Source organism: Janthinobacterium amylolyticum, assembly GCF_051380655.1.
Lineage (GTDB): Bacteria > Pseudomonadota > Gammaproteobacteria > Burkholderiales > Burkholderiaceae_D > Janthinobacterium.
In genome coordinates, this window is sequence record NZ_JBNYXL010000009.1 from 139803 (window position 1) to 165771 (window position 25969).

At 62.7% G+C, this 25969-nt stretch carries 22 protein-coding genes and 1 riboswitch; of the genes, 17 read left to right on the forward strand and 5 right to left on the reverse strand.

Annotation, left to right across the window (positions count from 1 at the left end; all coding sequences use genetic code 11):
• Positions 1–351: 351 nt before the first annotated feature.
• Positions 352–1392 (forward strand): porin, encoded by a 1041-nt coding sequence (locus ACQ4WR_RS19870; protein WP_436489415.1) that lies wholly within the window; start codon positions 352–354, stop codon positions 1390–1392.
• Positions 1393–1407: 15 nt separating this feature from the next.
• Here ACQ4WR_RS19870 and ACQ4WR_RS19875 read toward each other — a convergent pair whose 3' ends face one another.
• Complete coding sequence (locus ACQ4WR_RS19875) at positions 1408–3507, reverse strand: putative bifunctional diguanylate cyclase/phosphodiesterase (RefSeq protein ID WP_436489417.1); 2100 nt, start codon at positions 3505–3507, stop codon at positions 1408–1410.
• A gap of 236 nt (positions 3508–3743) precedes the next feature.
• On the opposite strand from ACQ4WR_RS19875, the gene ACQ4WR_RS19880 reads away from it, so the two are divergent.
• The 12 genes from ACQ4WR_RS19880 to ACQ4WR_RS19935 all read left to right on the forward strand — a co-directional run bounded on the left by ACQ4WR_RS19880 (position 3744) and on the right by ACQ4WR_RS19935 (position 15412).
• Entirely contained in the window at positions 3744–4496 is a 753-nt protein-coding gene (locus ACQ4WR_RS19880; RefSeq protein ID WP_102294351.1) for a Crp/Fnr family transcriptional regulator, read from the forward strand.
• A 57-nt stretch (positions 4497–4553) separates the two neighbouring features.
• Complete coding sequence (locus tag ACQ4WR_RS19885) at positions 4554–6458, forward strand: PAS domain-containing hybrid sensor histidine kinase/response regulator (RefSeq protein ID WP_436489419.1); 1905 nt, start codon at positions 4554–4556, stop codon at positions 6456–6458.
• A 28-nt stretch (positions 6459–6486) separates the two neighbouring features.
• Positions 6487–7293, forward strand: coding sequence for a response regulator (locus ACQ4WR_RS19890; protein ID WP_436489421.1), 807 nt, complete (start codon positions 6487–6489; stop codon positions 7291–7293).
• A gap of 39 nt (positions 7294–7332) precedes the next feature.
• Positions 7333–7602, forward strand: a complete 270-nt coding sequence (locus tag ACQ4WR_RS19895) for a hypothetical protein (RefSeq protein WP_436489423.1) — start codon at positions 7333–7335, stop codon at positions 7600–7602.
• Between the two features lie 84 nt (positions 7603–7686).
• Positions 7687–7802: riboswitch (TPP riboswitch) on the forward strand.
• A 79-nt stretch (positions 7803–7881) separates the two neighbouring features.
• The gene (gene thiC, locus ACQ4WR_RS19900; protein ID WP_436489425.1) at positions 7882–9795 is read left to right on the forward strand and encodes a phosphomethylpyrimidine synthase ThiC; all 1914 of its coding nucleotides are present in this window, start codon (positions 7882–7884) and stop codon (positions 9793–9795) included.
• A 19-nt stretch (positions 9796–9814) separates the two neighbouring features.
• Positions 9815–10018 (forward strand): sulfur carrier protein ThiS, encoded by a 204-nt coding sequence (gene thiS, locus ACQ4WR_RS19905; protein ID WP_102294356.1) that lies wholly within the window; start codon positions 9815–9817, stop codon positions 10016–10018.
• 15 nt (positions 10019–10033) lie between these two features.
• Positions 10034–10828, forward strand: a complete 795-nt coding sequence (locus ACQ4WR_RS19910; RefSeq protein ID WP_102294357.1) for a thiazole synthase — start codon at positions 10034–10036, stop codon at positions 10826–10828.
• Positions 10825–11592, forward strand: a complete 768-nt coding sequence (gene thiD / locus ACQ4WR_RS19915; protein WP_436489427.1) for a bifunctional hydroxymethylpyrimidine kinase/phosphomethylpyrimidine kinase — start codon at positions 10825–10827, stop codon at positions 11590–11592. The genes ACQ4WR_RS19910 and thiD overlap by 4 nt, the downstream gene beginning before the upstream one ends.
• 9 nt (positions 11593–11601) lie before the next feature.
• Positions 11602–12237: a thiamine phosphate synthase gene (gene thiE, locus ACQ4WR_RS19920; RefSeq protein WP_436489429.1), complete on the forward strand. Its 636-nt coding sequence runs from the start codon at positions 11602–11604 to the stop codon at positions 12235–12237.
• Positions 12238–12303: 66 nt separating this feature from the next.
• Complete coding sequence (locus ACQ4WR_RS19925) at positions 12304–12936, forward strand: ANTAR domain-containing response regulator (RefSeq protein WP_436489431.1); 633 nt, start codon at positions 12304–12306, stop codon at positions 12934–12936.
• A 102-nt stretch (positions 12937–13038) separates the two neighbouring features.
• The gene (locus ACQ4WR_RS19930) at positions 13039–14145 is read left to right on the forward strand and encodes an S-(hydroxymethyl)glutathione dehydrogenase/class III alcohol dehydrogenase (protein ID WP_436489433.1); all 1107 of its coding nucleotides are present in this window, start codon (positions 13039–13041) and stop codon (positions 14143–14145) included.
• Positions 14146–14557: 412 nt separating this feature from the next.
• Positions 14558–15412, forward strand: a complete 855-nt coding sequence (locus ACQ4WR_RS19935; RefSeq protein WP_436489435.1) for a hypothetical protein — start codon at positions 14558–14560, stop codon at positions 15410–15412.
• Positions 15413–15422: 10 nt separating this feature from the next.
• On the opposite strand, the gene ACQ4WR_RS19940 is transcribed toward ACQ4WR_RS19935, so the two are convergent.
• Positions 15423–15710: a hypothetical protein gene (locus ACQ4WR_RS19940; RefSeq protein ID WP_436489437.1), complete on the reverse strand. Its 288-nt coding sequence runs from the start codon at positions 15708–15710 to the stop codon at positions 15423–15425.
• A gap of 115 nt (positions 15711–15825) precedes the next feature.
• Between ACQ4WR_RS19940 and ACQ4WR_RS19945 the strand changes: the two genes are divergently transcribed.
• Entirely contained in the window at positions 15826–18135 is a 2310-nt protein-coding gene (locus ACQ4WR_RS19945; protein ID WP_436489438.1) for a UvrD-helicase domain-containing protein, read from the forward strand.
• A gap of 290 nt (positions 18136–18425) precedes the next feature.
• Here ACQ4WR_RS19945 and ACQ4WR_RS19950 read toward each other — a convergent pair whose 3' ends face one another.
• The 3 genes from ACQ4WR_RS19950 to ACQ4WR_RS19960 form a co-directional block, all read right to left on the reverse strand.
• The gene (locus ACQ4WR_RS19950) at positions 18426–19217 is read right to left on the reverse strand and encodes a BPSS1780 family membrane protein (protein ID WP_436489440.1); all 792 of its coding nucleotides are present in this window, start codon (positions 19215–19217) and stop codon (positions 18426–18428) included.
• A gap of 3 nt (positions 19218–19220) precedes the next feature.
• Positions 19221–20177 carry a homoserine kinase gene (locus tag ACQ4WR_RS19955; protein ID WP_436489442.1) on the reverse strand — a complete coding sequence of 319 codons (957 nt, stop codon included), beginning with the start codon at positions 20175–20177 and terminating at the stop codon, positions 19221–19223.
• 89 nt (positions 20178–20266) lie between these two features.
• Entirely contained in the window at positions 20267–20680 is a 414-nt protein-coding gene (locus ACQ4WR_RS19960; RefSeq protein WP_258002786.1) for a hypothetical protein, read from the reverse strand.
• 287 nt (positions 20681–20967) lie between these two features.
• Here ACQ4WR_RS19960 and polA point away from each other — a divergent pair, with 287 nt between their 5' ends.
• From polA to ACQ4WR_RS19975, 3 genes are all read left to right on the forward strand, one after another.
• Positions 20968–23727, forward strand: coding sequence for a DNA polymerase I (gene polA, locus ACQ4WR_RS19965; protein ID WP_436489444.1), 2760 nt, complete (start codon positions 20968–20970; stop codon positions 23725–23727).
• A gap of 135 nt (positions 23728–23862) precedes the next feature.
• Positions 23863–24747: a dienelactone hydrolase family protein gene (locus ACQ4WR_RS19970; protein ID WP_102292844.1), complete on the forward strand. Its 885-nt coding sequence runs from the start codon at positions 23863–23865 to the stop codon at positions 24745–24747.
• Positions 24748–24994: 247 nt separating this feature from the next.
• Positions 24995–25753, forward strand: coding sequence for a ZIP family metal transporter (locus ACQ4WR_RS19975; protein WP_436489446.1), 759 nt, complete (start codon positions 24995–24997; stop codon positions 25751–25753).
• The last annotated feature ends 216 nt before the right edge of the window (positions 25754–25969 follow it).

Genomic DNA, 25969 nt, shown 5'->3' on the forward strand with positions numbered 1-25969 from the left:
GTTATAATGTTGGCCTCGGCGCCTCCTGCCTCAACTTTGCGGACGGTGCCAGCGGGCCAGAGTCGGCTATCACTTTGCCTGCATCACCAGGGCTGGGCGCGCAGCGTTGCCAGCCATTTCAGTGCGTCCCCTGCGGGCCGGGCGCCTGAGCCACGCGCACCGCCAGCGGTGCACCATTCACGGCGGACCACCGCGCGCCATCGTTCACCGGCCGCGCCGCCACAGCTTAGCCAGGAATTGTTGTCTGGCCAGTCGTCTTTCGATACGGCATAGATCACAGCGCGCCTTGCCGCCTGTGGCCTTGCCATGGCCGCACGCTTTCCCGGTTTTGCCTGCATAAGGAAAACCACCATGAAAAAGATCTGTCTAGCCGTTGCCACGCTCGGCACCATCGGCGCCTTGCCTGTTGTCCACGCCCAGTCTTCCGTCGAAGTGTATGGCTTGATGGATGCGGCCGTGGTGCAGGAACGCGGCATCAGCAAGCTCACCAGTGGTGTCTCGGCCGGTTCGCGCCTGGGCTTGCGGGGCACGGAATCGCTGGGTGACGGCTGGCAAGCCGTGTTCACTCTGGAAGCGGGCGTGCAGGGCGACACGGGCCGCTCGGACCAGGCGGGACAATTGTTCGGTCGCCAGGCCTTTGTCGGCCTCAACAGCCCGCTGGGCATGCTCACCGTGGGCCGCCAGTACAACCTGCAAAGCCAGGCGCTGACGGACGTGGCCGACCCGTTCGAGGGCGGCATGGCCGGCGCCTCGACCAACCTGGCCGGCTATTCGGCCACGCGCATCGACAATACCGTGCGCTATACCTCGCCGGAAATGCGCGGCGTCACGGCCACCGTCATGTATGGCTTTGGCGAACACACGGGCGTTGCCGCCGACCAGCGTTCGCTGGGCCTGGCCCTCGGCTACGTGAACGGTCCGCTGACCCTGCGCCTGGCGCGCCAGAGCCGTGGCGGCGAGTTCGGCAAGGCCGACGTCAACAACACGATCCTGGCCGGTAACTACAACTTTGGCGTGGCCACGGCGTTTGCCGGCTATGGCCGCAACACGGGCGATGGCAGCACCATGTTCTTTGCGGAAAATCCATACGGTGCGGCGCAGGCGCCGGCCCAGTCCACGGACAGCCGCGACGCCATCGTCGGCGTGGCCGTGCCGCTGGGCGCGACGACCTTGCTGGCTTCGTTCATCCACAAGGATGACCGCGATGCCGCTAACCGCGATGCGCAGCAGCTGGCCATCGGCGCCACGTACGCGCTGTCGAAACGCAGCAAGATCTATCTTGCTTATGCGCACATCCGCAACCGCAACGACGCCGCCTACATGGTCGGCAATGCCACGGAAGTGGGAACGGGCGACCGCGCGCTGAACATCGGCTTGCGGCACGCGTTTTAAGCCATCGCTACACCATCAGCACACGATCGCCAGGGCGGGCAGCATGCGGCCCTGGCGCAACAGCTGTTCAAAGGCGGGCGCGGCCAGCGGGCGGCTGAACAGATAGCCCTGCATCTGGTCGCAGCCGTGCTGGCGCAAAAACGCCAGCTGCTGCGCCGTTTCCACGCCTTCGGCGATGACTTTCAGGCGCAGGCTGTGCGCCAGGGCGATGATGGCTTGCACGATGGCCGCATCGTCGGCGCTGTACATAATGTCGCTGACGAAGGATTTGTCGATCTTCAGCACGTCGATAGGGAAGTGGCGCAAGTGCGCCAGGCTGGAATAGCCGGTACCGAAGTCGTCGATCGACAGTTGCAGCCCCAGCGCCTTGAGCTTGCCCATGGTGGCGATCGCCTGCTCCACATCCTGCATCATCATGCTTTCCGTCAGCTCCAGCTCCAGGAAACGCGCCTCCAGGCCCGTCACGGCCAATATTTCCCGCACCGATTGCAGCAAGCCGCTTTGCCGGAATTGCCGCGCAGATAAATTCACCGCCAGGCGCAAGTGGCCCAGTCCCGCCTTTTGCCAGGCTTTCGCCTGCGCGCACGCCGTCTGCAGCACCCAGGCGCCGATCGGCACGATCAAGCCCATTTCCTCTGCCAGGTGGATGAAGTCGCCCGGCGCGATGGCGCCCAGCGTGGGATGCTGCCAGCGCAGCAGCGCTTCCATGCCGACAATTTTGCCACTACGCAATTCCACCTGCGGCTGGTAGACGAGGTGGAACTGGCCGCGCTCGAGTGCATGGCGCAGTTCGCTTTCCAGGCTCAGCCGGGCCAGCATGCTGGCATTCATGGCCGGCGCATAGCTTTGCCAGTGGTTGCGCCCTTGCTCCTTGGCACGGTACATGGCGATATCGGCGTGCTTGATCAGTGTTTCCGCGCTGTCGCCATCGAGCGGATAGGTGGCCACGCCCATGCTGCAGGTCAGAAAAAATTCGTGGCCAGCCACCAGCAGCGGCTGCGCCACCGCATCGAGCACGCGTTGCAAAATGGCCTGTCCCGGATCGCCATTGGCGTGCTGCGGCAGCAACAGGACGAATTCGTCGCCGCCCAGGCGCGCCACCGTGTCAATTTCGCGCGTGGCCGCGCGCAGGCGGTCGGCGATCAGTTTGAGCAGGGTATCGCCCGCATCGTGGCCCAAGGTGTCATTGACAAATTTAAAACGGTCGAGGTCGATGAACACCACCCACAGGGGCAGGGTGCTGCGGCGCGCCACGGCCATCGCCTGCTCCAGCCGTTCGCGCAGCAGCAGGCGGTTGGCCAGGCCCGTCAGGACATCGTGGCGCGACTGGAATTCCAGTTCCTGCTCGAAACGCATGACGGTGCTGATGTCGTATTGCGCCACCACGAAGTGACTGACGGGGCCATTCCCGTCGTCGCGCACGGGCGCCACGAACAGTTCGCTCCAGTAGGTGCTGCCATCCTTGCGGAAATTGCGCACGATGGCCTTGCCTTCGCGCTGCTCGTGCAGGGCCGCGCTGATGGCATGCATGTCCTGGCGCGCATGTTCCGGCCCCTGCAAGTCTTCCAGCCGTTGCCCGATGACTTCGCTGGCGGAGTAGCCGGTGATGCGCTCGAAGGCGGGGTTCACGTATTCGATCAGGTAGCCGGGCGCGTCGGCGCTGCACAGGATGATGGCGTTGGCCGACACTTCGATGATGCGCTCGCGCAGGCGCAGCGACTGTTCATTGCGCATGCGCGCGGCGATGTCCTCGGACAGGCGCAGGTTGGCAAACTGCAGGGCCGCCGTGCGCTCGCCCGTGATGCGCTCGATGACGCTGTTGCGCGATACCAGCTGGTACACATACGCCGTTGCCAGCAGGCTAGACAGCACTCCGCCCAGCAGCACATACAGCGAGCCGCGGCGGTTCGCATCGAGGCTCAGTCCGTGCGCGGGCAGCAGGGCCGCGCTCAGCGAATGGCCGCTGGCGTGGTGCTGGAACAGCAGCCGGGCGCTTTCCGCTTCGATCTGCCGCGCCGACACATAGCACAAGGCTGTCAGGCACAGTCCGGCCGCCAGGGTCAGCAGGGCCGAAGTGGAAACGGAGATGGAAATACGCTTGAAGAATGATTGCATGATGGCGTCCGGTGTAAGCGCCAGGCCGGCCCATGTTCAGCCAGCCCTGGCAGTGACCGACTGTAGGGCGCGCGGCAAGATAGCGTCCGTTCGCTAGCGAACGGACGGAAATGCCAACAGGAAATATAGTCACGCCACTGTGCCAGCGCTGTGTTACGCTGCACCTCATGGCGCCCCTCGTTCGGACGCCTTTCAAACATCCCCTAGCTGACGACTGGAAACCAGGAATCCTGACCATGTCCAGCTCGTATGCTGTCCTCCCCGCTTTGCCGCACAATCCGAATCAGAACCACTTGCTCGCCGCCATGCTCGACGCCGATTTCGCGCGCCTGGCGCCGTACCTGGAGCAAGTGCCGATGCTGCTGGGCGACGTGATTTATGACTCGGGCGATAAATTGCAGCATGTGTATTTTCCTACCACCGCCATCGTTTCCCTTCACTACCTGCTGGAAAACGGCGGCTCGTCCGAAATTGCCGGCGTCGGCAACGAGGGCATGGTGGGCGTGTCGCTGTTCATGGGTGGCAATTCCACTCCCAGCCGCGCCGTGGTGCAGACGGGCGGCGTCGGCTTTCGCCTGAAGGCGCACTTGCTGATGGAAGAATTCGACCGCGCCGGCCCTGTCATGCGCTTGCTGCTGCGCTACACGCAAGCGCTGCTGACGCAAATGTCGCAGACGGCCGTGTGCAACCGCCACCATACGGTGGAGCAACAATTGTGCCGCTGGCTGCTGCTGACCATGGACCGTTTGCCGAACCGCGAACTGACCATGACGCAGGAGCTGATTGCCAACATGCTGGGCGTGCGCCGCGAAGGCGTGACGGAAGCGGCGGGGCGCCTGCAGGCGCGCGGCTTCATCAGCTACCGCCGCGGGCATATTTCCGTGCAGAACCGCACCGGACTGGAAGACACCGTATGCGAATGCTATGGCGTGGTGAAGAAGGAATTCGCGCGCCTGCTGTCGGACGTGCGCCAGCGCCAGGGCGCTTGAACACCGTATCTTTCCTCGGATTTTTCCTCTTATCGTTGTCATCGCCCAGGCTACCTCATGCAATCTGTTGAAAACATTCCCCCGCGCGCACCGTCGCGCTGGCCCATGGCGCTGGCCTTTTCGTTCAGTGCCGTCGTGCTGCTGGCCGTTGGCGCGCTGGCCTGGCGCGCGCCGTTTGAAACGGCCGTGCTGATCGATGCGCTGGTCTTCCTGTTGCTGCTGCTGCTCGTGGCGCTGTACCGGCGTACCCTGGCGGCCAGCCTGCCGCGCCAGGTGCTCAAGGCCGGCGCCTTGCAGGATGCAATTTTCAACAGCGCCAATTTTTCCTGCATCGCCACCGACGCGCAGGGCGTGATCCAGATTTTCAACGTGGGCGCCGAGCGCATGCTGGGCTACGCAGCGGGCGACGTGGTCGACAAGCTGACGCCGGCCGGCATTTCCGACGCCCAGGAACTCATTGCCCGCGCCGCCGCCCTGAGCGCCGAACTCGATACTGTCATTACGCCCGGCGTGGAAGCGCTGGTGTTCAAGGCCGGGCGTGGCATCGAAGACATCTATGAGCAGACGTATATCCGCAACGATGGCAGCCGCTTTCCCGCCATCGTGTCCGTGACGGCCCTGCGCGATGCGCAGAGCAAGGTCATCGGCTATCTGCTGATCGGCACCGACAATACGGCGCGCAAGCAGGTCGAGGCGGAGCAAGCCTTGCTGGACCAGCGCCTGCGCGAACAGCAGGCATACACGCGTTCGTTGGTGGAAACGAATAATATCGAGCTGAAGAAAGCGCGCCAGGTGGCGGAAAAGGCCAACCGCGCCAAGTCCGAATTCCTGTCGAGCATGAGCCACGAATTGCGCACGCCGCTGAATGCCGTGCTGGGCTTTGCGCAGCTGATGGCCTCCGACGTGCCACCGCCGAGCCCGCCGCAGCAGCGCTCGATCGAGCAGATCCTCAAGGGCGGCTGGTATCTGCTGCGCCTGATTAACGAGATCCTCGACCTGGCCATGATCGAATCGGGCAAGGTCACCCTGTCGCAGGAAGCCATGTCCTTGCTCGACGTGCTGCAGGATTGCCAGGCGATGATCGCGCCGCAGGCGGAAAAGCGCGGCATCGCCATGCAGTTCCCCCGTTGCGGCGAACCGTACTTCGTGCATGCGGACCGCACGCGGGTCAAGCAGGTGATGATCAACCTGCTGTCGAACGCCATCAAGTACAACCAGGGCGGCGGCGCCGTCACGGTCGAGTGCAGCCGGCGCGGCGCCAAGGTGCGGGTCAGCGTGCGCGACAGCGGCGCCGGCCTCGATGCGCAGCAGCTGGCGCAGCTGTTCCAGCCGTTCAACCGCCTGGGCCAGGAAAACAGCACGGAAGAGGGCACCGGTATCGGCCTGGTTGTCACCAAGCAGCTGGTCGAGCTGATGGGCGGCACCATAGGCGTCGACAGCACGGTGGGCGTGGGCACCACCTTCTGGTTCGAACTGGCCGCCAGCAGCGCGCCGGAACTGGTGCTGGGCCATGGCGACGCGTTGCCGCAAGTGCGCACGCAGCAGGACTTGCAGCGCACCTTGCTGTACGTGGAAGACAATCCCGCCAACCTGGCGCTGGTGGAACAATTGATCGCCCGCCGCAGCGATTTGAAACTGCTGACGGCCATCGATGCGCACCTGGGCATCGACCTGGCGCGCACCTACCAGCCGGACGTGATCCTGATGGACATCAACCTGCCCGGCATCAGCGGCTTTGGCGCCCTGCACATCCTGCACGGCGATCCGCTCACCAGCCACATACCCGTCATGGCGCTGTCGGCCAACGCCGTGCCGCGCGACATCGAAAAAGGCTTGCAGGCCGGCTTCTTCCGCTATCTGACCAAGCCGATCAAGGTCGTCGAATTCATGGACGCGCTCGACGTGGCCCTGCACCATGCGGCTGCGCATGGCCTGGCCGACGACACTCATGCAGTACGCTGATTCAGCACTTATTTTTAGGAATACCGCCATGCTTCAAGCCACCGAGATCCTGAACGCCAGCATCCTCATCGTCGATGACCAGGAGGCCAACGTCATGCTGCTGGAACAGGTGCTGCGCAACGCCGGCTATACGCGCATCGCCTCCACCATGGACCCGCAAGCCGTGCGCGCGCTGCACCAGCAGCACCGCTACGATTTGATCCTGCTTGACTTGCAGATGCCGGAAATGGATGGCTTTGAAGTCATGGAAGGCTTGCGCGAACTCGAAGCGGGCAGCTATCTGCCGGTGCTGGTCATCACGGCCCAGCCCGGCCACAAGCTGCGCGCGCTGCAGGCCGGCGCCAAGGATTTTGTCAGCAAGCCCTTCGACCTGGTGGAAGTGAAGACGCGCATCCACAACATGCTGGAAGTGCGGTTGCTGTACCAGAAGCTGGGTCAGTACAGCAAGTCGCTGGAACAGATGGTGGAAGAACGCACGGCGGAATTGCGCGAAAGCGAAGCACGCTTCCAGCGCTTCACGGAACTGTCGTCCGACTGGTACTGGGAACAGGATGCGCAGGGCAATTTGACGCGCTTTTCCGGCCCCGTCGCCGAGATGCTGGGCATCGGCAGCGAGGAAGAGCCGCAGCGCTGGAACGCCAGCGAGCGCGCCTTGCTGGACGCGAAAATCGCCGCGCGCGAGCCGTTCCTCGACTTCATCTACAGCCGCACGAACGCGGACGGCAGCGTGCAGTACCTGCAAGTGAGCGGCGAGCCGATGTTCGACAATGGCAGCCGCTTCATCGGCTACCGGGGCATCGGCCTCGATGTCAGCGCACGCCATCACAGCCGCTGATTTATACTTGCCGCTATCCACATCGACAAGGAAAGCATCATGGCTGACAAAGCGCCACCCGCAACGCCGCCGCAATACTGGTTTCCCGCCAAGACCTATGGCTGGGGCTGGGGCATGCCCATCACCTGGCAGGGCTGGCTGGTCTTTCTGGGCGCGCTGGGGCTGTTCGCCTGCGGCGCCTTCCTGTTTCCGCCGCAGGACGGGCTGGCGCTGTACATCGTGTATGAAGTGGTCATCGCCGGCGCGCTCGTCGGCGTGTGCTGGCTGAAGGGCGAACCGACCAGCTGGCGCTGGGGCAAGAAAAAATAAGACCGGGACGCAAACGCGACACCTGCACGAAATCATCTGGCCACGCGCCTTGAAACGCGTATAATTGGCTCGCTGCCGCAAGGCGGCAAACGCTAGGGGTCCTGCCTTTCGCTGTGAAAACACAGTGCAAGCGCGGGTGAGAAATACCCTCCGAACCTGATCTGGATAATGCCAGCGAAGGGAAGCTTTAGGATGACCGCACCTGCTTTTTCCGCGTGCGCGCATCCGAACCTCCTTAGCTGGCTCCAGGCTGAATAAAAGCCAAGCCAAGGAGCCAAAATGAACGCCAATCCGAAATTTCTTTCCGCCACCGCCACGGTCGACGAAGCCGCCATCGCGCCGCTGCCCAATTCCCGCAAGATTTATGTGCAGGGCAGCCGCCCCGATATTCGCGTGCCCATGCGCGAAATCAGCCAGTCCGACACGGAAGCGTCGTTCGGCGGCGAAAAGAACCCGCCCATCTATGTCTACGATACCTCGGGCCCCTACACGGACCCGGACGTGCAGATCGACATCCGCTCGGGCCTCGACACGCCGCGCCTGCCATGGATCATGGAACGGGCCGATACGGAAGAATTGCCCGGTCCGACTTCCGACTACGGCATCGCGCGTCTGGCCGACCCGAAGCTGGCCGAGCTGCGTTTCAACCTGCACCGCAAGCCGCGCCGCGCCGTCGCCGGCAAGAACGTCACGCAAATGCATTACGCGAGGCGCGGCATCATCACGCCGGAAATGGAATTTGTCGCCATCCGCGAAAACATGCGCCGCCAGGAGTATCTGCGCGAGCTGCAGGCCTCCGGCCCCATGGGCGTACGCCTGGCCGAGCTGATGGGCCGACAGCATCCGGGCCAGGCTTACGGCGCCAGTATTCCGGCCGAAATCACGGCCGAATTCGTGCGCGAGGAAATCGCCCGCGGCCGCGCCATCATCCCTGCCAACATCAACCATCCGGAAGTCGAGCCGATGATCATCGGCCGCAATTTCCTGGTGAAAATCAACGCGAATATCGGCAACTCCGCCGTCACCTCGTCGATCGGCGAGGAAGTGGAAAAGATGACCTGGGCCATCCGCTGGGGCGGCGACAACGTCATGGATCTGTCGACGGGTAAGCACATCCACGAGACGCGCGAATGGATCATCCGCAACAGTCCCGTGCCCATCGGCACCGTGCCGATTTACCAGGCGCTGGAAAAGGTCAATGGCAAGGCGGAAGACCTGACCTGGGAAATCTTCCGCGACACCCTGATCGAGCAGGCGGAGCAGGGCGTCGATTACTTCACCATTCACGCTGGCGTGCTGCTGCGCTATGTGCCGATGACAGCCAAGCGCCTGACGGGCATCGTCTCGCGCGGCGGCTCCATCATGGCGAAATGGTGTCTGGCGCACCACCAGGAATCGTTCCTGTACACGCATTTCGAAGAGATCTGCGAGATCATGAAGGCGTATGACGTGTCGTTCTCGCTGGGCGACGGCTTGCGCCCCGGCTCCATCTACGACGCCAATGACGAAGCGCAGCTGGGCGAACTGAAAACCCTGGGCGAACTGACGCAAGTCGCCTGGAAGCACGACGTGCAAGTGATGATCGAAGGCCCGGGCCATGTGCCGATGCAGCTGATCAAGGAAAACATGGACTTGCAGCTGGACCAGTGCGGCGAAGCGCCGTTCTATACGCTGGGGCCGCTGACCACCGATATCGCTCCCGGCTATGACCACATCACGTCCGGCATCGGCGCGGCCCTGATCGGCTGGTATGGCACGGCCATGCTGTGCTACGTGACGCCGAAGGAACACCTGGGCCTGCCGAACAAGAATGACGTCAAGGACGGCATCATCACCTATAAAATCGCGGCGCATGCGGCCGACCTGGCGAAAGGCCATCCGGGCGCGCAGATCCGCGACAACGCGCTGTCGAAAGCCCGTTTTGAATTCCGCTGGGACGACCAGTTCAATATCGGCCTGGACCCGGACAAGGCGCGCGAATTCCACGATGAAACCTTGCCCAAGGATTCTGCCAAGGTGGCGCATTTCTGCTCCATGTGCGGCCCGCATTTCTGCTCCATGAAAATCACGCAGGAAGTGCGCGAGTACGCGGCCGGCATGGGCATCGCGGAAGACAAGGCGCTCAAGCAGGGCATGGAAGTCAAGGCCATCGAGTTCATCAAGAACGGCGCCGAACTGTACCGCAAGGTCTGAGGGGAGCGTGATGAGTGCATTGATACAGATCACCCTCAACGGCGCACCGCACCAGGTGCCGCCCGGGCAAACCCTGGACCAATTGATCGCCGCGCTGTCGCTGGAAAACCAGGCGCTGGCGCTGGCCGTGAACCGCCATGTGGTGCCGCGCAAGGCGTGGCCGGGACAGGTCTTGCAAGTACAAGACCAGGTTGAGATCGTCCGCGCCATCGGTGGCGGCTAGACTAAGGAAAAAGCAATGACAAGCAATCACAACGACGACCTGCTGACCATCGCAGGAAAACAATACCCATCGCGCCTGCTGGTGGGCAGCGGCAAGTACAAGGATTTGCCGCAGACGCGCGAAGCGACGGACGCGGCCGAGGCGCAGATCATCACGGTGGCCATCCGGCGCGTCAATATCGGTCAGGATCCGAACGCGCCCAGCCTGCTCGATTTCGTGCCGCCGGACCAGTACACGATTTTGCCGAACACGGCCGGCTGCTACAACGCCAAGGATGCCGTGTATACCCTGCAACTGGCGCGCGAACTCCTGGGCGGGCGCAACCTGGTGAAACTCGAAGTGCTCGGCGACGAAAAGACCCTGTTTCCGCACATGCCGGAAACGTTGATTGCGGCCGAGGCGCTGGTCAAGGATGGCTTTGACGTGATGGTGTATTGCAGCGACGATCCGATCCAGGCGAAGATCCTGGAAGACATCGGCTGCGTGGCCGTGATGCCGCTGGCGTCACTGATCGGCTCGGGCATGGGCATCTTGAATCCATGGAATCTGTCCCTGATCATCGAACAGGCGAAAGTGCCCGTGCTGGTGGACGCGGGCGTGGGCACGGCGTCGGATGCGGCCATTGCCATGGAACTGGGCTGCGATGGCGTGCTGATGAATACGGCCATTGCCGGTGCGCGCGATCCCGTGCGCATGGCGCGCGCCATGAAGCTGGCCGTGCGGGCCGGGCGCGAAGCATTTTTGGCGGGGCGCATGCCGCGCAAATTCGCCGCCTCGCCGTCGTCGCCGATGGCGGGCCGGCTGGCGTGAAGCCAGGCAGCTTGCCGGCGGTGCTGGTGTTTGCCGGTGTCGATCCCTCGGGCGGCGCCGGCATCGCCGCCGATATCCTGGCGATCGCGGCGCAGGGCGCGCATGCGCTGCCCGTCATCACGGCGCTGACGGTGCAGGACAACGACAGGGTCTTTGGCGTTGAACCGGTGGCGCCGGAACTGCTGCGCCGGCAGGCGCAGGCGCTGATCGACAAGGTGGCCATCCACGCCGTGAAGATCGGCATTCCCGGCAGTTGCGCGAATGCGGCCGTCATCGCGCAGCTGATCGGGCAATTGCGCCAGGCTCATCCTGGCCTGCCCGTGGTGCTCGACCCCGTGCTGGCCAGCGGCCACGGCGACGTGCTGAACCGTGACGATGCCGTGCTGGCGCTGGCGCCCTTGTTGCCAGTGACTACCGTGATCGTACCGAACGGGCCGGAAGCGGTGGCGCTCGGCGGCGTGGAATATCTGCTGGCGCAAGGCTGTGACAACGTGCTGGTGACGGGCGGCCATGGGGAAGGCGAGGTGATCGTCAACCGCTGGCTCGATGGCGATGGCGGGGAGTGCGCATGGCGCTGGCAGCGCCTGCCCGGCGAATTTCACGGCAGCGGCTGCACCCTGGCGTCGGCCATCGCGGCCCGGCTGGCGCAAGGCGTGCCGCTGGCCGGGGCGCTGGACCTGGCCCAAAACTATTGCCATGCTGCCCTGGACAAGGCGTATGCCATTGCGCCGGGCCAGCTGATGCCGCAACGACTGACTGAATAAGGAAATACCATGCGTGGACTGTATCTGGTCACCCCCAACTGGGATGACACCGACCGCTTGCTCGACGTGAGCGAGCAAGCCTTGCAGGAGGGCGTGGCCCTGCTGCAATACCGCCACAAGAGCGCCGAGGCAGAGCAGCGGCGCGAACAGGCGGGCGCCCTGCTGGCGCTGGCGCGCAAATATGGCGTGCCTTTCATCATCAACGACTTTATTGAACTATGCGAGGAACTCGATGCGGATGGCGTGCACGTGGGCGGCACGGACGCGTCCGTGGCGCAGGTACGCGCGCGCCTGGGCGCCGGCAAGATTGTGGGCGCCTCGTGCTATGGCGACCTGGCCTTGGCACGGACGGCACAGGCGGGCGGCGCCAGCTATGTGGCCTTCGGCGGCTTCTATCCCTCGCTGGTGAAAAAGTATCCGGTGACGACGCCGCTGGACATCGTGCTGCAGGCCAAGCACGAGATCGCCTTGCCCTGCGTGGTGATCGGCGGCATGACGGCGGAAAACGCGGCGCCGCTGGTCGCGCGCGGCGCCGACATGGTGGCGGCGATCAGCAGCGTATTTGGCAACGGCAGCCAGGCGCACGATGTGGATATTGCGGTGCAGCAATTCAATATGCTGTTTGCCCGCGCAGAGGGCGCGTGAGCGGGGGGATTTGGCGAATAATCGGCATATAATAAGAGCATCTATATTTACAAGGTGCCTTTACCCATGAGTCAGCCAGCCGCCGCGAAACGCCTTATCCTGATCGTTGACGATGACCAGCTCCTGCTGGAATTTCTCGGCGAAGTCCTGCGCCATGCCGGCTACGAAACGGTGCTGGCCAATTCGGCCGAGGTGGCGCTGCAGCTGATCGCCCAGCGCGAACCGGACCTGGCCTTGCTCGACATCCACATGCCGGGCATGTCCGGCCTGGAGCTGGCCAAGCGCCTGCATGGCGAAACCGCCGTGCCCTTCATGTTCCTGTCCGGCAGCGGCGACAGCGAATCGGGCAAGCAGGCGGCCGCCTACGGTGCCGTTGGCTACGTGGTGAAACCCGTCGATGAAGGCCGCTTGATGCCCGCGTTTGAAGCGGGCCTGGCGCGCGCCGATGAAATCCGCCAGCTGCGCCGCACGGAACTGAACCTGAACGCGGCCCTGGCCGCCGGCCGCGAAACCAGCCTGGCCGTGGGCCTGTTGATGGGCAAGTTCCAGACGGATCGCAACACGGCGTTCGAGGTGCTGCGCGACCACGCCCGCTCCAGCCGCCGCAAGATCAATGAAATCGCCAGCCAGCTGTTGCTGGCCGAGGAAACCTTGAACGGCTTGCACGGCGCGTTTTTGAACCGCGCAAAAACCAAGTAAGCCAGGTAACTGTTTTCCAGGCGCCTGCTTTTCGCCCTGGCTTGTTATGATGTGCGGATACGGCGCGCTCGCGCGCCGGGTTCAACTACTGACAGGACACACATGAAAACCAAAGCCGCGATTGCATGGAAGGCGGGCGCCCCGCTGACGATAGAAGAAGTCGACCTGGCCGGCCCGCGCGCCGGCGAAGTGCTGGTCGAGCTGAAAGCCACCGGCATTTGCCATACCGATTACTACACCCTGTCCGGCGCCGATCCGGAAGGCCTGTTCCCCGCCATCCTCGGCCATGAAGGCGCCGGCGTCGTCGTCGACGTCGGCCCGGGCGTGACGACCCTGAAAAAGGATGACCACGTCATCCCCCTGTACACGCCGGAATGCCGCCAGTGCAAGTTCTGCCTGTCGCAAAAGACGAACTTGTGCCAGGCCATCCGCTCGACCCAGGGCCGCGGCCTGATGCCGGACGCCACCAGCCGCTTCTCGCTCAATGGCCAGCCGCTGTTCCACTACATGGGCACCTCGACCTTTTCCAACTACATCGTCGTGCCGGAAATTGCCCTGGCGAAGATCCGCGAAGACGCGCCATTCGATAAAGTCTGCTACATCGGCTGCGGCGTGACGACGGGCGTGGGCGCCGTGCTGTTCTCGGCCAAGGTCGAGGCGGGCGCCAACGTGGCCGTGTTCGGCCTGGGCGGCATCGGCCTGAACGTGATCCAGGCGGCGAAGATGGTGGGCGCCGATAAAATCATCGGCATCGACATCAACCCGGCGCGCCAGGCGATTGCCCGCAAGTTCGGCATGACGCACTTTATCAATCCGAACGAAGTGGAAAACGTCGTCGACGCCATCGTGCAGCTGACGGATGGCGGCGCTGATTATTCCTTCGAATGCGTCGGCAACACCACCCTGATGCGCCAGGCGCTCGAGTGCACGCACAAGGGCTGGGGGAAATCGTTCATCATCGGCGTGGCGGCGGCGGGCCAGGAAATTTCCACGCGTCCATTCCAGCTGGTGACGGGGCGTGAATGGCGCGGTTCGGCCTTCGGCGGCGCGCGGGGACGCACGGATGTGCCGAAGATCGTCGACTGGTACATGGAAGGCAAGCTCAACATTGATGACCTGATCACGCACCGCTTGCCGCTGGAACGCATCAACGAAGGCTTCGACCTGATGAAGAGCGGCGAATCGATCCGTTCGGTCGTGCTGTATTAATCGTGCTGTATTAATCGTATTGTATTAATCGTGCGGTATTAAGCCACGCTCCTGATCTGAATACGCCGTATCCCGGCGTGCTGCGGAGGCCCTGGGCCTCCGTTTTTTTTGAATCCCGGCATTTTCCATTCATCGCGGCTATGCGCCGTTCATTCCGCCATTGAGGCGATTCGTCGCATGGCGCTGGAGCGTTGGGTGCGTCGGCGCTACAGTCAAACCTCGCCGTACCACGGCGAGTTTCACGGGGGGACTCCGCCCCCCGTTTTTTTTTGCCTGCCTTTCCCTCCATTTCCACTCATCGTGCCAAGCTGCCATCCAGGCGGCTTTTTTTGCAGCCTGTCGCATGGCGCTGGCTGCCCGCGCGGTGCCTGGCTAGAGTGGATGCTCCAACCATACTGATAACGAGGCCGCCATGTCCACTTCCCACCGTTTGATCCTCAGCCTGGCCGGCATGCTGGTCGGCGCCAGCGCGCTGGCCGTCCAGCCGCCGGAACCTCCCGTCGCCCCGGCGCCGCCCGCGCCGCAGAGCAAGCAGATCAATATTTCCATGGACAGCGGCGACGGCTTTGCGCTCGTCGATGGCAGCCGCGACAGCGTCACGATAAGCGGCAGCGATTTCGACGGCAAGCAGATCAAGCAATTGAAGCAGTCCATCAAAGGCCAATTCCTGTGGTTCCGCGACCAGGGCAACAGCTATGTGATGCAGGATGCGGCGCTGCTGGCCCGGGTCAACGCGGCCTGGAAGCCGGTGCGGCAACTCGGCGAGCAGATGGGCGGCCTGGGCAAACAGATGGGCGCGCATGGCACGGTGATGGGCGAACTGGGCAGCAAGATGGGCGCGCAGGGCCTGGCACAGGCGCAGGTCGGCACGCGTGAGGCGGGGCAATTGCAGGCGCTGGGCCGCCAGCAGCAGGAACTGGGCCGCAAGCTGGGCGAGGCGTCGCGCCGCCAGGCGCAGGCGACGACGGACACGTCGCGCCGCGCGGCCGAGCGCGAAGTGGAACGCCTGCAGCAGCAGATGGAAGATGCGCAGGACGCCATGGAAGACGTCAACGAACGCATCGCCAGCGCACAGGAACGCGAGGCGGACAAGGCCGATGCGCTGTCGCGCCAGATGGATGAACGAAGCAAGCCCATGGATAGCCTGGGTAAGCAGATGGGCGAGCTGGGCCGCCAGCAAGAGAAAGCCTCGAAAGCGGCCGACAAGGCCACGCGCCAGGTGATCGCCCAGGCGCTCAGCGAAGGCAAGGCCAGGCTGGTACGTTAAGTTACTGCGCTCAGTTGCTACACCCAGCTCGGTGCCAGGTGGCGGCCACGGCGCGGTATTGGGCCGGCAGCTGCTGCCTGGCCTCGTCCGCGCTCGCATACACCTCGTCTTGCACGGCTTCCCACTGCGCATCGCAGCTGAAGCGGTAGACGCCGGTCGCGCCCGCGTACTGGCACAGGGCCAGGCCATGGATGGCGATGGGGGCCGCGCCGGCTTCGCTGGCGACGTGGCCGAACGGCAAGTCGGACCAGGCCCAGGCCAGCAGGCGGGCGCCGTCGATGTGGCTGGGGGGTAGCATGCGGGGCAATTTTCTCAGGGTTGCGGGAACGCCGATTGTAGCGCGTGCACGGGAAAAACGCCGCGACCGCTGGACAAATGCACAGTATTTTTAGCCATGCCGGTATAATCACCGGATGCAAAATCTTCTTCACAACCTCAATCCCGAACAATACGCCGCCGTCACCCTGCCGGCCCAGCATGCGCTGATCCTGGCGGGCGCCGGCTCGGGCAAGACCCGCGTGCTGACGACCCGCATCGCGTGGCTGATCCAGACCCAGCAGGTGTCGCCGCCCGGCATCCTGGCCGTGACCTTCACGAATAAAGCCGCCAAGGAAATGCTTACGCGATTGTCGGCCATGCTGCCAATCAACACGCGCGGCATGTGGATCGGCACCTTCCACGGCCTGTGCAACCGCCTGCTGCGCACGCATTACCGCGACGCGGCCTTGCCGCAGACCTTCCAGATCCTCGATTCGCAGGATCAACTGTCGGTGATCAAGCGCTTGTTGAAGGCAAACAATATTGACGATGAAAAATTCCCGCCGAAGACGGTGATGTATTTCATTAACAATGCCAAGGACCAGGGCTTGCGCGCCACGGACGTGGAAGCGTACGACGCGCACGAGCGCAAGATGGTCGAGCTGTACCAGCTGTACGACGACCAGTGCCAGCGCGAAGGCGTGGTCGATTTTGCCGAATTGCTGCTGCGCACGTATGAATTGCTGAGCCGCAACCAGCCGCTGCGCGAACATTACCAGGCGCGCTTCCGCCACATCCTGGTGGACGAGTTCCAGGATACCAATAACCTGCAATACAACTGGCTCAAATTGCTGGCCGGCCACGGCAGCCGCGATGGCGGCGCCCTGTTTGCCGTCGGCGACGATGACCAAAGCATCTATGCGTTCCGCGGCGCCAACGTGGGCAATATGAGCGCCTTCGAGCACGAATTCCAGGTCAGGAATTTGATCAAGCTGGAGCAGAATTACCGCTCGCACGGCCACATCCTCGACAGCGCCAACCTGTTGATCGCCAACAACAGCAAGCGCCTTGGCAAGAACCTGCGCACGGACGCGGGCCATGGCGAACAGGTGCGCGTGTATGAAGCCAGTTCCGACCTGCAGGAAGCGCAGTGGATCATCGAGGAAGCGAAAAGCCTGATCGCCGAGGGCGCCTCGCGCAGCGAAATCGCGATTTTGTACCGCTCGAATGCGCAGTCGCGCGTGATCGAGCACGCGCTGTTCTCGGCCGCCATTCCATATCACGTGTACGGCGGCCAACGCTACTTCCAGCGCGCCGAGGTCAAGCACGCGATTGCCTATTTGCAGCTGATGGACAACCCGCACAACGATTCGGCCTTCTTGCGCGTGGTGAACTTCCCTACGCGCGGTATCGGCATGCGCTCGATCGAGCAATTGCAGGCGGCGTCGGAACAGTACGGCATTTCGCTGTATGCGTCCGTGCCCTACGTGGCGGGCAAGGCGGGCAGCGTGCTGGCCGGCTTCGTCAAGCTGATCGAGGGCGTGCGCTTTGAAACCCAGCAATTGTCCTTGCCGGAAATGGTCAGAGTGGTGCTGGAAGCGAGTACCTTGCTGCAGCATTACCAGAATGAAAAAGAAGGCGCCGACCGCATCGAGAATCTGGAACAGATGGTCAGCGCGGCCAGCCAGTTCATTTCCGAGGAAGGTTTTGGCCAGGGCGCACCGGCCCATCTGGGGCCTGCCGCCCAGGCGCAGTCGGGCGCGCCCGTCGTCAACCAGGATGGCATCGAAATCCTCGATGCCGACGCGCCGTTGCCGGCCGTGATGTCGCCGCTCTCCGCCTTCCTCTCGCACGCGTCGCTGGAAGCGGGCGACAACCAGGCGCAGGCGGGTCAGGATGCGCTGCAGATGATGACGGTGCACTCGGCCAAGGGCCTGGAATTCGACAACGTGTTTATCACTGGCCTGGAAGAAGGCCTGTTCCCGCACGAAAGCAGCTCGAAGGAAGACAATGGCGTGGAAGAAGAACGCCGTTTGATGTACGTGGCCATCACGCGCGCGCGCAAGCGGCTGTACATGAGCTTTTCGCAGACGCGCATGCTGCACGGCCAGACGCGCTACAACATGAAGTCGCGCTTCTTCGACGAATTGCCGGAAGAGTCGTTGAAATGGCTGTCGCCGAAGGTGCAGGCGAACTGGTTCGGCAACCGCAAGTCGGCCTGGGACGAGGCGCCGCGCGTGGCCAGCCTCGGTTCGGACAATGCGATTGCACAAAAGATCGCGCAAAAAGCCACGGGCGGCGGCTGGCGCATCGGCGAATCGGTGGCGCACGCCAAGTTCGGCGAAGGCGTGATCGTCAACATCGAAGGCGGCGGCGGCAATGCGCGCGCGCAGATCAACTTCGGCCAGCACGGCATGAAGGTGCTGGACCTGGGGATTGCCAAGCTGGAACGATTGGGGGGGTGATCCCGCGCTGGGGCTGACAATGTTGTCGGATTACGCGCTTGCGCGCTAATCCGACCTACCGGCCGGTCGCGTAGGTCGGATTAGCGCAGCGTAATCCGACACCACCGCAGGAAGGAAAACCGTCGCGTAGGTCGGATTAGCGCAGCGTAATCCGACACCATTGTTGGCCTCGCAGCGTCGGATTACACGGCCTGCCGCCGCTAATCCAAGCTACGCTGTGGCATTGCCTGGCATTCGACAAATAAAAAGGGCAGCCTGTGCAGGCTGCCCTTTTTTGTGCAAAGCCGAAATCAGTCGTTCGGCTTGTCCAGCGACACGCTCTTGCCCTCATCTACCGGCACGCCGAAGATCTGGCGGTAGGCGGCGTAGAACGAGCAGTGCATGATGATGGTGAGTATCATGGACAGCGGCATCATCAGTTGCATCATCAGCGGGCTGCGGCCAAAGATGATGGCCAGCAGCTGGCTGGTGACGACGCTGATGGCGAACCAGGTGGCGGCGAAGACGATGAAGGCCGACAACGAGCGCCAGACGGCGAAAAAGCTGAAGAATAGCGACTTGCCCAGGCTCACTTTTTGCCAGTAGATCAGCGGCGCGGCAAAGCAGAAGGCCATGGCGGCCGGTACGTACAGGGCGATGGCTGTCAGGATGGCCATGCCGATGTTGGAATTGAGGATGGCTTCCTTGGCCGCTTCCTGGTCCAGCTGGCCCGTGACCATTTGCCACAGCACGCCGCCGTCGACCAGGGTCGAGGCGCCGATGGCCAAAATGGCCATGATGATGTACAGCACGCCCAGGCCGAACAGTACGGGGAAAGCAGGCTTGCGGAAGCCTGAAATCAACAGGCTGGGCAGGACGCGCTTGCCCCGGTCGATGTTCAAACAGCCTTGCACGAAGGCGACGGAAAACACGGGGACCAGGATGACGGGCAGCAACTGGCCCAGCACGGGGACGATGCTGACGGCCAGCATGCAGAACATATAGCCGAGAAACAGCATCGACATGCCGCCAGGCTGCTTGCGAAACAGGCCAAAGCCTTGTTTCACCCAGAGCCAGCCTGTACTTGCAGGTAATTTTTCCATTTTTTAAAACAGTTCCGGAGCAGGTGTGGCAATCCGTTCGCGCAATATGCGTTCGAAATGCGTGGGATCGTGCGGCGTCAGCATTTCGGCTGCGCGCGGCTGATAGTAATCGTACAGGCGCGACAGCCAGAAACGCAGGGCGGCGGCGCGCAGCATCGGTTGCCATGCCGTCTGTTCTTCCTGCGTGAACGGACGCACGGCGTGGTAGGCGTCGAGCAGGGCGCGCACGCGCGTCGTGTCGAGCACGCCCGTGTCCAGGTCCACGCACCAGTCGTTGACAGTGACGGCCACGTCGAACAGCCAGGTGTCGCAGCCGGCAAAGTAAAAGTCGAAAAAGCCCGTCAGTTGTTCGCCGTCAAACATGACGTTGTTGCGGAACAAGTCGGCATGCACGGGACCACGCGGCAGGGCCTTGTAGGTGGCGCAAGCGGCAAAGGCGTCCTGGAAATGGATTTCCGCGCGCAGCAGATGCGCACGGGCATCATCGAGGTGCGGCAAGACCAGTGGCGTGGTGGTGTTCCACCAGTCCAGGCCCCGCAGATTTGGCTGTTGCAGGGGGAAGTCCTGCGCCGCCAGGTGCATTTTCGCCAGCATGGCGCCAACGGCCGCGCAATGCACGGCTTGCGGCGCCATCTGCGAGCTGCCGTCGAGTTTGCTGACGATGGCGGCCGGCTTGCCTTGCAGGGCTGTCACCAGTTCGCCTTCCGCATTGGGAATCGGTGCGGGCACCAGCACGTCGCGGTCCGCCAGGTGGCGCATCAGCTGCAAGTAGAACGGCAATTGCTCGAAACTCAGGTTTTCAAAGATCGTGAGCACATACTCGCCGCGCTCCGTGTTCAGGAAGAAATTGCTGTTTTCGATGCCGGAAGCGATCCCTTTGAGCGCCAGAGGCTTGCCGAGTGGAAATTGCGTGATCCACTGGCCGATATCGTCCAGTTGTAGCGCGGTAAAAACTGCCATGGGAAAAAAGAGGTCTAGAGAGTAAAAAAGCCGGCTGCCCCGCGTGTGGCCGGGGCAGGGCGTCAGGGCGCGGCGGCTTGCCGTGCCGCTTATTTCGTGGCTTCTGGCGGCACAGGCGCGTCAGCCGCTTCGTCGTCGCGCTGTTTCTGTTTCTTCTTGCCCAGGTCAAATTCCAGCACTTTCCATTGCGGGCCGCGCAAGGCGCCGCCATTGGCCTGGTCGGCGCCGGCGGCCGGTTTCATGTAATACGTGCTGCCGCCGCTGGTGACCTTGACTTCGGACGTTACGCCCGCTTCGCGTTTTTCCGTAATCTGCTGTTTGGCTGCCGCTGGCGCCACGGTGATGGGAGCTTCGCCCATTTCCTCGATGCGCTCCAGCTGCGGTGGCGCTTCGCTGGGCTTGGCAGGCGTCTGGGCGCTGACAATGGCTGAGCATGCCAACAGTGGCAGGGCGAGGAATTTCCAGAGTGTCGATGTACGCATCATGATGGGGTTCGCTTCCATGTGTGGACTGCAGCGCGTGCAGTGGGGTCATGCCGTCAATTTATCTATAGGGCATTGTAACAAACTGGTAAGCAATGCTGTTTAATACGCTCGATTAAACGCGCACAAATGCGGCGTGGGCGTCGCCCGGGCGCCCGGGCGGCGCGGCTGGCCCGGCTGGAAGCGTGAAAAACCCGTGCGGCGCACCCGGTGGCGCAGCCCCAAACTCTGCGATAATTGTGCGATATTCCACCCGCCCGCCACTGTTTCTCCCAGGCAGGCGCGGCTCACCTTATTTTATTGGCATTATGCAAAACACCCTGCTGTTAGTCGATGGTTCCAGTTACCTTTATCGCGCCTTCCATGCGCTGCCAGACTTGCGCAGCCCGGACGGCTATCCCACGGGCGCCATGCACGGCATGGTCAACATGCTGCGCCGCCTGCGCGCCGACTACCCGGCCGCCTATATCGCCTGCGTCTTTGATGCCAAAGGGAAAACTTTCCGCGATGACATGTATCCGGAATACAAGGCCACGCGCGCCTCGATGCCGGACGACCTGCGCCTGCAGATCGAGCCCATCCACGAAGCCGTGCGCGCCATGGGCTGGCCGATCCTGATGGTCGACGGCGTGGAAGCGGACGACGTGATTGGCACCTTGGCCGTGCAGGCGGCCGCCGCCGGCATGAACGTGGTGGTGTCGACGGGCGACAAGGACCTGGCGCAGCTGGTCAACAGCCAGGTGACCCTGATCAATACCATGAGCAATGAAAAGCTCGACGAAGCGGCCGTGCTGGCCAAGTTCGGCGTGCCGCCGAACCGCATCATCGATTATCTGTCGCTGATCGGCGATACGGTCGACAACGTGCCGGGCGTGTCGAAATGCGGCCCGAAGACGGCCGTCAAATGGCTGACGCAATACGACAGCCTGGAAGGCATCATGGAAAATGCGGCCAGCGTGGGTGGCGCCGTGGGCGAAAACCTGCGCACGGCCCTGCCATGGCTGCCGCAGGCGCGCGCCCTGATCACCGTCAAGACGGACTGCGACCTGTCGGACCACATGGGCAGCATCGCCGACTCGCTGGCGGCGAAACAGGAAGACAAGGAAGCGCTGCTGGCCTTCTTCAACCGCTACGGCTTCAAGGCGCTGCTGCGCGAACTGGGCGCTGCGCCGCCGCCGATGTCGCCCGTCGGTGCGCCGCTTGCCGGTGGCACTGCTGCCAACACGACAGGCGACATGTTCGCCGATGCCGCTCCGGCCCCTGAAGCCGAATATGAAACCGTGCTGACGGACGCCCAGCTGGATAAATGGATCGCCCTGATCGACGCGGCGCCCTTGACGGCTGTCGACACGGAAACCACCTCGCTGGAACCGATGACGGCGCAAATGGTCGGCATTTCCCTGTCGGTGGCCGAACATGCCGCCTGCTACATTCCGCTGGCCCACGATTACGCGGGCGCACCGGAACAGTTGTCGCGCGAACACGTGCTGGCGAAACTGCGCCCATGGCTGGAAGATGCCAATAAACCCAAGCTGGGCCAGAACCTGAAGTACGACAGCCATATCTTCGCCAACCATGGCGTGACCCTGCGCGGCATCGCCCACGATACCCTGCTCGAATCGTATGTGTTCGAGTCGCACAAGAAACACGACATGGACAGCCTGGCCCTGCGCCACCTGAACTACACGACGATTCCGTTCGAGGATGTATGCGGCAAGGGCGCCAAGCAGATCACCTTCAACCAGGTGGAAGTGCAGCAGGCGGCCAGATATGCGGCCGAGGATGCCGACATTACCTTGCGCCTGCACAATGCCATGTGGGGCAATGTGGCGAACGATGAAAAGCTCACTTTCATCTATGAAAAGATCGAGCTGCCGACGGCCGTGGTCTTGCAAAAGATCGAGCGCAACGGCGTGCTGATCGACGATGCCTTGCTCAACATCCAGTCGGCCGAGCTGGCCGTGAAGATTTTGGAACTGGAAACGAAAGCCTACGAACTGGCCGAGCAGCCATTCAACCTGGGTTCGCCCAAGCAGATCGGCGAGATCTTCTTTGAAAAACTGAAGTTGCCGGTAGTTAAGAAAACCCCGACGGGCGCGCCATCGACGGATGAAGAGGTGCTGCAAAAGCTGGCCGAGGATTATCCGCTGCCCAAAGTGCTGCTGGAATACCGCGGCATGGCCAAGCTGAAGTCGACGTACACGGACAAGTTGCCGAAGATGATCAACGTCACGACGGGCCGCGTGCATACCAACTATGCGCAAGCCGTGGCCGTAACCGGACGACTGGCGTCGAACGACCCGAACTTGCAGAATATTCCCATCCGCAGCGCGGAAGGCCGCCGCATCCGCGAAGCTTTTATTGCGCCACCGGGCAGCCACATCGTGTCGGCCGACTATTCGCAGATCGAATTGCGCATCATGGCGCATATCTCGGGCGACGAAGCCATGCTGCGCGCATTTGCCGACGGCATCGACATTCACCGCGCCACGGCCGCCGAGATCTTTGGCGTGCCGGCCGCGGAAGTGCAGAGCGAACAGCGCCGCTATGCCAAGGTCATCAACTTCGGCCTGATCTACGGCATGAGCGCGTTTGGCCTGGCCGGCAACCTGGGCGTGGACCGCACGGCCGCGCAAAGCTATATCGACCGTTACTTTGCCCGTTTCTCCGGCGTGAAACAGTATATGGAAGACACGCGCCAGCAAGCGAAGGCGCGTGGCTATGTGGAAACCGTGTTTGGCCGCCGTTTGTGGCTGCCGGAAATCAATTCGCCCAACGGCCCGCGCCGCCAGGGGGCGGAACGGGCGGCCATCAATGCGCCGATGCAGGGCACGGCCGCCGACCTGATCAAGCTGGCCATGATTGCCGTGCAGGGCTGGCTGGAAACGGACAACTTGCAAACAAAAATGATCATGCAGGTGCACGATGAACTGGTGCTGGAAGTGCCGGACGCCGAGCTCGAATTGGTCAAGCGCAAGCTGCCGGAACTGATGGCCGGCGTGGCCGCGCTGAAAGTGCCGCTGACTGCCGAGGTAGGTGTGGGCAGGAATTGGGACGAAGCGCACTGATGCGATGTCGGCTTATGCGGGACATGCTCCCGCTAAGCCGACCTCCATGTTTAACATTGGCAATGACCGTAGGTCGGCTTGGCGCGCAGCGCGTAAGCCGACATTTTTTGTGAACACCCCCTTCAGGAGAAACGCATGAGCGACATGATCACCGATTGTGAAAGTTTGCTGGGCCAGAGCAGCGTGTCCGGGCCCGACGGCCGGCGTGGTTTCCTGAAAGTGGCGCTGGGCGCGGGCTTTGCCGTGGCCGTGTTGCCGGTGGCGGCGCAAAATGTCATCAAGACGGATTCCGCCGGCCTGGTGACGGGCACAATGTCGGTGATGGTCGACGGCCAGGCCGTGCCCGTGTATGCGGCGCAGCCGGAAGGCAAGACGGGCTTGCCCGTGGTGCTGGTCATTTCCGAGATCTTTGGCGTGCACGAACACATTGCCGACGTGGCGCGCCGTTTCGCCAAGCAGGGTTATCTGGCGCTGGCGCCCGACCTGTTCGTGCGCCAGGGCGATCCGACCAAAGTCAGCAGCATCCCGGAGCTGATGAAAGGCATCATCGCCAAGACGCCGGATGCGCAGGTGATGGCGGACCTCGACGCCGTCGTGGCGTGGGCGAAACAGAATGGCGGCGACACGAGCCGCCTGGGCATCACGGGCTTTTGCTGGGGCGGGCGCATCACCTGGCTGTACGCGGCGCACAATCCGGCCGTCAAGGCGGGGGTGGCCTGGTATGGCCGCCTGGTGGGCGAGCCCAATGCCTTGCAGCCGAAGAACCCTGTCGATATCGCCCCGGCCCTGACGGTACCCGTGCTGGGCTTGTACGGCGGCAAGGATACAGGCATCAGCCAGGAATCGATCGCCAAGATGAAGGAAGCGCTGGCCAAGGGCGCCAGCAAGTCCGAGTTTGTCGTCTACGCCGATGCGGGCCACGCCTTCAATGCCGATTACCGCCCCAGCTATGTAGCAGCCGATGCGAAGGACGGCTATGCGCGCTGCCTGGCATGGTTCAAGGCACACGGCGTGGCGTGACGCCGCAACAGCAAAATAGTTAAATTTTCCGGAAATTGCCGCGAAAGGCGCACCGGGCTGTAAAATGCCCGGTTCGCGCCAATGCAGTACAATTGCATCTTCGCTGCGCCACGCCGCCGCCAGGTGCGCACAAGATTAAATAATAAGCAATACCATACAGATCAAGCCAGACGCCAGCATAGCGGGCGCCCGTAGGCCGGCGCCATTTTGAGGTAAGAAAATCATCGATCCCGTCCTTATATCCATTTTGCTCGCGACCACGATCGCGGGTGTGTTGAGCATTACCGCGGCGGCGATCTTTTCGTTTGCATTCCTGTCCAAGGTGGTCGAGCGCATGGTCAGCTTGTCTGTCGGCATCATGTTGTCGACGTCCTTGTTGCACGCCTTGCCCGAAGCGTTCGAATCGCAAGCCGACCCGCGCAGCCTGTTCGCTACCCTGCTGGCGGGCTTGCTGGCCTTTTTCATGCTGGAAAAATTTGCCATCCTGCGCCATTCGCACCACCACGAAGGCGACGGCCACCACCATGCGCACGGCCACGACAAGCACGAGGCGGGCAAGGCCGGCTGGATGATCCTGGTCGGCGACGGCATGCACAATTTCACGGATGGCATCCTGATCGCCGCCGCCTTCCTGGCCGACCCGAAACTGGGCCTGGTCACGGGCCTGGCCATCATCGCGCATGAAATCCCGCAGGAAATCGGCGACTTCATCGTGCTGCTCAACGCCGGCTTCTCGCGCCTGCGCGCCTACATCTTCAATCTGCTGTGCAGCCTGATGGCGGTGGCGGGCGGCCTGCTCGGCTATTTCACCCTGGACCGCGCCAGCAACCTGATCCCTTATGTGCTGGTGTTTGCCTCGTCCGGCTTCATCTATATTGCCCTGTCCGACCTGATGCCGCAGATGCAGCGCCGCTCCACCTTGCGCGAAACCATCCCGCAAGTGCTGCTGATCGCGCTGGGCGTGTGCATCGTGCTGTTCCTGACGCACAAGCGCCACGGCGGTTGATGTACTGACTGTGCGGGTGTAGTATTGCCTTTCTGACCAACTTGAACAGAAAGGAGGAAAATATGGAAATTTTTATGCTCGCCCTATGGGATGCGCGTTCTTTAAGCGCATTTGCCAGCTCTTGCCCACGTTCTATCGCGCTGCGATAACCGGGTCAGAGCAAAGTCACCCCTCTCTATAGAGTCTTTCTCGGCTCATGGTTGTCGTTAGCGCTCC